The sequence below is a fragment of the Streptomyces sp. NPDC054840 genome, assembly GCF_053611065.1.
The window spans coordinates 1-4,263 of sequence record NZ_JBSGZP010000628.1; the positions used below are offsets into that span (position 1 = coordinate 1).

Here is a 4,263-nt window from a genome sequence, read left to right on the forward strand (position 1 = left end):
GTATTAGTGACAAGCCCCGACCGTGAGAACGGCCGGGGCTTTCGGGTGGTGCGCGATACTGGGATTGAACCAGTGACCTCTTCCGTGTCAGGGAAGCGCTCTCCCGCTGAGCTAATCGCGCGGGCTCCGCAGCTCGAAAGCCGCAGGTGGAACAAGGTAATGCTGGTACTACGTGCGCGATACTGGGATTGAACCAGTGACCTCTTCCGTGTCAGGGAAGCGCTCTCCCGCTGAGCTAATCGCGCGGGGATCCTTGCGGACCGGTGGACGATACTGGGATTGAACCAGTGACCTCTTCCGTGTCAGGGAAGCGCTCTCCCGCTGAGCTAATCGTCCTTGGAGGTGGAGACGGGATTTGAACCCGTGTAGACGGCTTTGCAGGCCGTTGCCTCGCCTCTCGGCCACTCCACCATGGAGCTGCAGGGGTTCGGGAAGATCCCCCACTTCGAGCGGACGACGAGACTCGAACTCGCGACATCCACCTTGGCAAGGTGGTGCTCTACCAACTGAGCTACGTCCGCAGGTCACCGTGTTCACTCCGGGGGTTTCCCCCTTCGCTCCCTGGCGACGTGTTGAACTCTAGCGGATTACCGGGCCAGCTCAAAAACGCGTTTCCGCAGCGTGCTGCCGGTCGATCACCACAGGTCACCCTGCCGACACCGCACCGGCGCCCTGTCGTCACCGGTCATAGACTCGCAGCCGTGCACGACCTGCCTCCCATGGCCCGCTTCGGCGGCCTTCTCGCGACAGACCTCCGAGACGTCACCAGCGATCCCGCCGCCCTCGACTCCACCGGCTTCTGGTCGGTGTCCGCCGACTTCGAAGGGCGGCTCGTCTGCGCGCGCTTCGGCGACGTACGCCCCGCGCCGGTCCCCGCGCCCGTGCCGGGCGCCTGGCACGGACCTGACGCCGACCGGTGGACCTCCTCCCTCGACCGCGCCGCGTACGTCGCCGGCGTACGGCGCGTCCGTGAGTACATCGCCGCAGGTGAGGTCTACCAGGCCAACCTCTGCCGGGTGATGTCCGCGCCGCTGCCCCACCCCGGCCGCGCCGACGTCGACGCGCTTACCGCGCTCCTCGCGCGCGGAAACCCCGCACCCTTCGCAGGAACGATTCGTCTGGCCGCCCACGGCGTCGAGATCGCCACGGCCTCACCGGAGCTGTTCCTGCGCCGGTCCGGCCGGCACATCGAGTCCGGCCCCATCAAGGGAACCGGCCGCACCGTCGACGACCTGCTCCCCAAGGACCACGCCGAGAACGTGATGATCGTGGACCTGGTCCGCAACGACCTCGGCCGGGTCTGCGAGACGGGCTCCGTCGCCGTCCCCGAGCTGTGCGCCGTCGAGGAGCACCCGGGCCTGGTCCACCTCGTCTCCATCGTGAGCGGCGAGCTCGCCGACGGCGCCGGATGGCCCGAGCTGCTCGGCGCCACCTTCCCGCCCGGTTCCGTCACGGGAGCCCCCAAGTCCTCCGCCCTGCGGATCATCGAAGCCCTGGAAACCGCCCCGCGGGGCCCCTACTGCGGAGGCATCGGCTGGGTCGACGCGGACCGGGGCACCGCCGAGCTCGCCGTCGGCATCCGTACATTCTGGATCGACCGCGAGGCCGCCGGCGGACCCCGACTGCTCTTCGGCACGGGAGCCGGCATCACGTGGGGCTCCGATCCCGACCGTGAATGGGCGGAGACCGAACTCAAGGCCGCCCGGCTCCTGCGGGTGGCCATGGGCCACGAGGTGAGCGGCGGCACGCAGGGGACGAACGACACGATCGGAAGGACCGCACCATGAAGATCTGGCTCGACGGAGCCCTGACCGAGGTGGACAGCGCGAAGGTGTCCGTCTTCGACCACGGCCTGACCGTGGGCGACGGCGTCTTCGAGACGCTGAAGGCGGAGCGCGGCCGCGCCTTCGCGCTCACCCGGCACCTGGAACGGCTCACCCGCTCGGCCCGGGGCCTGGGCCTGCCGGACCCGGACCTCGACGAGGTCCGCCGCGCCTGCGCCGCCGTACTGGAGGCCAACCCGCTGGAGCACGGGCGGCTGCGCATCACCTACACCGGCGGAGTCTCGCCCCTCGGCTCCGACCGCGGGGACGCCGGGACCACCCTCATCGCCGCCGTCGCCGACTCCCCCCGGCGCCCGGACACCACCACCGTCGTGACGGTGCCCTGGGTCCGCAACGAACGCTCCGCCGTGGCCGGCCTGAAGACCACCTCGTACGCCGAGAACGTGGTCGCCCTTGCCGCCGCGCACCGGGCCGGGGCCTCCGAGGCGCTCCTCGCCAACACGCTCGGCCGCCTCTGCGAGGGCACCGGCTCCAACGTCTTCGTCGTACTCGACGGAGAACTGCACACTCCGCCGCTGCCCTCCGGCTGCCTGGCCGGCATCACCCGGGCCCTGATCGTCGACTGGGCCGGCGCCAAGGAGACCGACCTGCCGTTCGAGGTGCTGGAGCGGGCCGAGGAGGTCTTCCTGACCTCCTCGCTGCGCGACGCCCAGGCCGTGCTGCGGATCGACGACCGCGAACTGGGGTCCGCTCCCGGACCGGTCACGGCCGAGGTGATGCGGATCTTCGAGGTGATGGCGGGCGCGGACCTCGACCCGTAGAGCGACCGGGACGGGATCCAGGGCGGCTTCCGCCGGAGGAGGGCTGTCGCGGCGGCCGGGGGACGGGTAGAACTCAAGGGATGACCACCACCCTGCGGCCGTCCGGGCCGCTCCAGCACACGGCGGACGGCGCGCGTTCGCGCCGGTACGAGATCCGGGTCAACAGCAGGCGTGTCGGCGCCCTGCTGATCGCCTCCGACACCCCCTTCGGGCCGACGGTCGGCGAGATCCGCGACCTCGACGTCGAACAGGGCGACCGGCGGCGGGGGAGGGCCACCGTGGCCGCGCTCGCCGCCGAGGAAGTGCTGCGCGGCTGGGGCTGCCGCCGGGTCCGCGTCTCGATCCCGGCGGACTCGGAAGCCGGCCTGTGCATGGCCGAGGCCCTCGGATACACCGAGTACAGCCGGAACATGGCCAAGGACCTGCCGGCCGAGCCCCCCGCGCTCCCCGAGGAGGTGCGCGGCCGTCCCATGACGGACGCCGAGTACGAGGTCTGGCGCGCCAGGGCCGTCGAGGCCTACGCCGCGAACTGGAGTAGCCGTGGCATGCCCGCCGAGGCCGCCCGTGCCAAGTCGCTGGCCGACCACGAGAGCCAGCTGCCGCAGGGCCTGGCCACTCCCGGAGCCACCTTCGTCGTCCTGGAAGCGGCCGGGGTGCCCGTCGGCCACGTGTGGCTCGCGCCGCGCGGGGAGGGCTCGTACATCTACGACATCGAGGTCCGGGCCGAGCACCGGGGTCGCGGGCACGGCCGCCACCTGATGGCGCTCGCCGAGCGCGCCGCGCTCGCCGCCGGCCACCGCCTGCTGGCGCTCCAGGTCTTCACCGACAACACCCCGGCCCTGAGGCTGTACGTCTCCCTCGGCTACCGGCCCACCAACTTCAACTACGCCAAGGACCTGATCTAGTGCTGTGACCGGAAAGGTTCACCGGGTCACGACGCCCGGCACCGCGCCCGGCCCGCGATGTCGGGGCACCCGAGTACGTCCGGTACACGGGCACCCCTTCCGTCCTGCCGGGCACGGCACCCGCCAGCCGCGTTCCCGACCTCACAGGGCAATACACCTAGGCCGATTCTCCGGCGTCCGCCAGCAGGCGGTCGGCGATCTCCTCGATACGGGCGCGCAGGCCGTCCTGGCTCTTGCCGCCGTCGAGGCGCTGCCCGTCGATCACATACGTCGGGGTGCCGGTCACGCCGATCGCCTTGCCCTCCGCCTGGTCGGCGTCCACGATCAGGATGTGCCGACCGTCGATCAGGGCGGTGTCGAACTCCTCCGCGTCGAGTCCCAGTTCACGCGCCACGTCCAGCAGGACCGGCTCGCCGCGTTCGGCCAGCTCCGCGGTGCGCGCCAGCACCGCTTCCGCGTAGGGCCAGCCCTGGCCCTGCTCGACGGCCTCCTCGGCGGCCTGCGCCGCGGCGAAGGAGTGCTTGTGCTTCTCCAGGGGGAAGTGGCGCAGCCGGATGTCCAGCCGGTCGCCGTAGCGGGCCCGCAGGGCGCGTACGTCGTCCAGGGCGCGGTGGCAGTCCGGGCACTGCAGTTCGCACCAGACGTCGAGGATCACGGAATCGGTCATACGGACAGTCTCCCAGCCGCCGCCCGACCCACCGACCGGGACCTGGACCGGCAGACCTGGACCCAGGGAGGAGGCGCGACCCGGAG

At 71.3% G+C, this 4,263-nt stretch carries 4 protein-coding genes and 5 tRNA genes; 3 read left to right on the forward strand and 6 right to left on the reverse strand.

Features of this window, described 5'->3' with window-relative positions:
• Positions 1 to 46 precede the first annotated feature (46 nt).
• The 5 genes from ACWGIU_RS31035 to ACWGIU_RS31055 form a co-directional block, all read right to left on the reverse strand.
• Positions 47 to 121 (reverse strand) — tRNA-Val (locus ACWGIU_RS31035).
• Between the two features lie 52 nt (positions 122 to 173).
• Positions 174 to 245, reverse strand: a tRNA-Val gene (locus ACWGIU_RS31040).
• Positions 246 to 264: 19 nt separating this feature from the next.
• Positions 265 to 336, reverse strand: a tRNA-Val gene (locus ACWGIU_RS31045).
• Position 337: 1 nt separating this feature from the next.
• Positions 338 to 411 (reverse strand) — tRNA-Cys (locus tag ACWGIU_RS31050).
• A gap of 37 nt (positions 412 to 448) precedes the next feature.
• A tRNA-Gly gene (locus ACWGIU_RS31055) sits at positions 449 to 521 on the reverse strand.
• 180 nt (positions 522 to 701) lie between these two features.
• On the opposite strand from ACWGIU_RS31055, the gene ACWGIU_RS31060 reads away from it, so the two are divergent.
• The 3 genes from ACWGIU_RS31060 (at position 702) to ACWGIU_RS31070 (ending at position 3,510) form a co-directional block, all read left to right on the forward strand.
• Positions 702 to 1,787, forward strand: coding sequence for a chorismate-binding protein (locus tag ACWGIU_RS31060; protein WP_453711397.1), 1,086 nt, complete (start codon positions 702 to 704; stop codon positions 1,785 to 1,787).
• On the forward strand, positions 1,784 to 2,605 hold the full coding sequence (locus ACWGIU_RS31065; RefSeq protein WP_453711399.1) for an aminotransferase class IV: 822 nt from the start codon (positions 1,784 to 1,786) through the stop codon (positions 2,603 to 2,605). Before ACWGIU_RS31060 ends, ACWGIU_RS31065 begins: the two co-directional genes overlap by 4 nt.
• Positions 2,606 to 2,685: 80 nt before the next feature.
• Positions 2,686 to 3,510, forward strand: a complete 825-nt coding sequence (locus tag ACWGIU_RS31070) for a GNAT family N-acetyltransferase (protein ID WP_453711401.1) — start codon at positions 2,686 to 2,688, stop codon at positions 3,508 to 3,510.
• A 157-nt stretch (positions 3,511 to 3,667) separates the two neighbouring features.
• Here the strand turns inward: ACWGIU_RS31070 and ACWGIU_RS31075 are convergent, their stop codons facing one another.
• Positions 3,668 to 4,177, reverse strand: a complete 510-nt coding sequence (locus tag ACWGIU_RS31075; RefSeq protein ID WP_453711403.1) for a DsbA family protein — start codon at positions 4,175 to 4,177, stop codon at positions 3,668 to 3,670.
• Between the last annotated feature and the right edge of the window lie 86 nt (positions 4,178 to 4,263).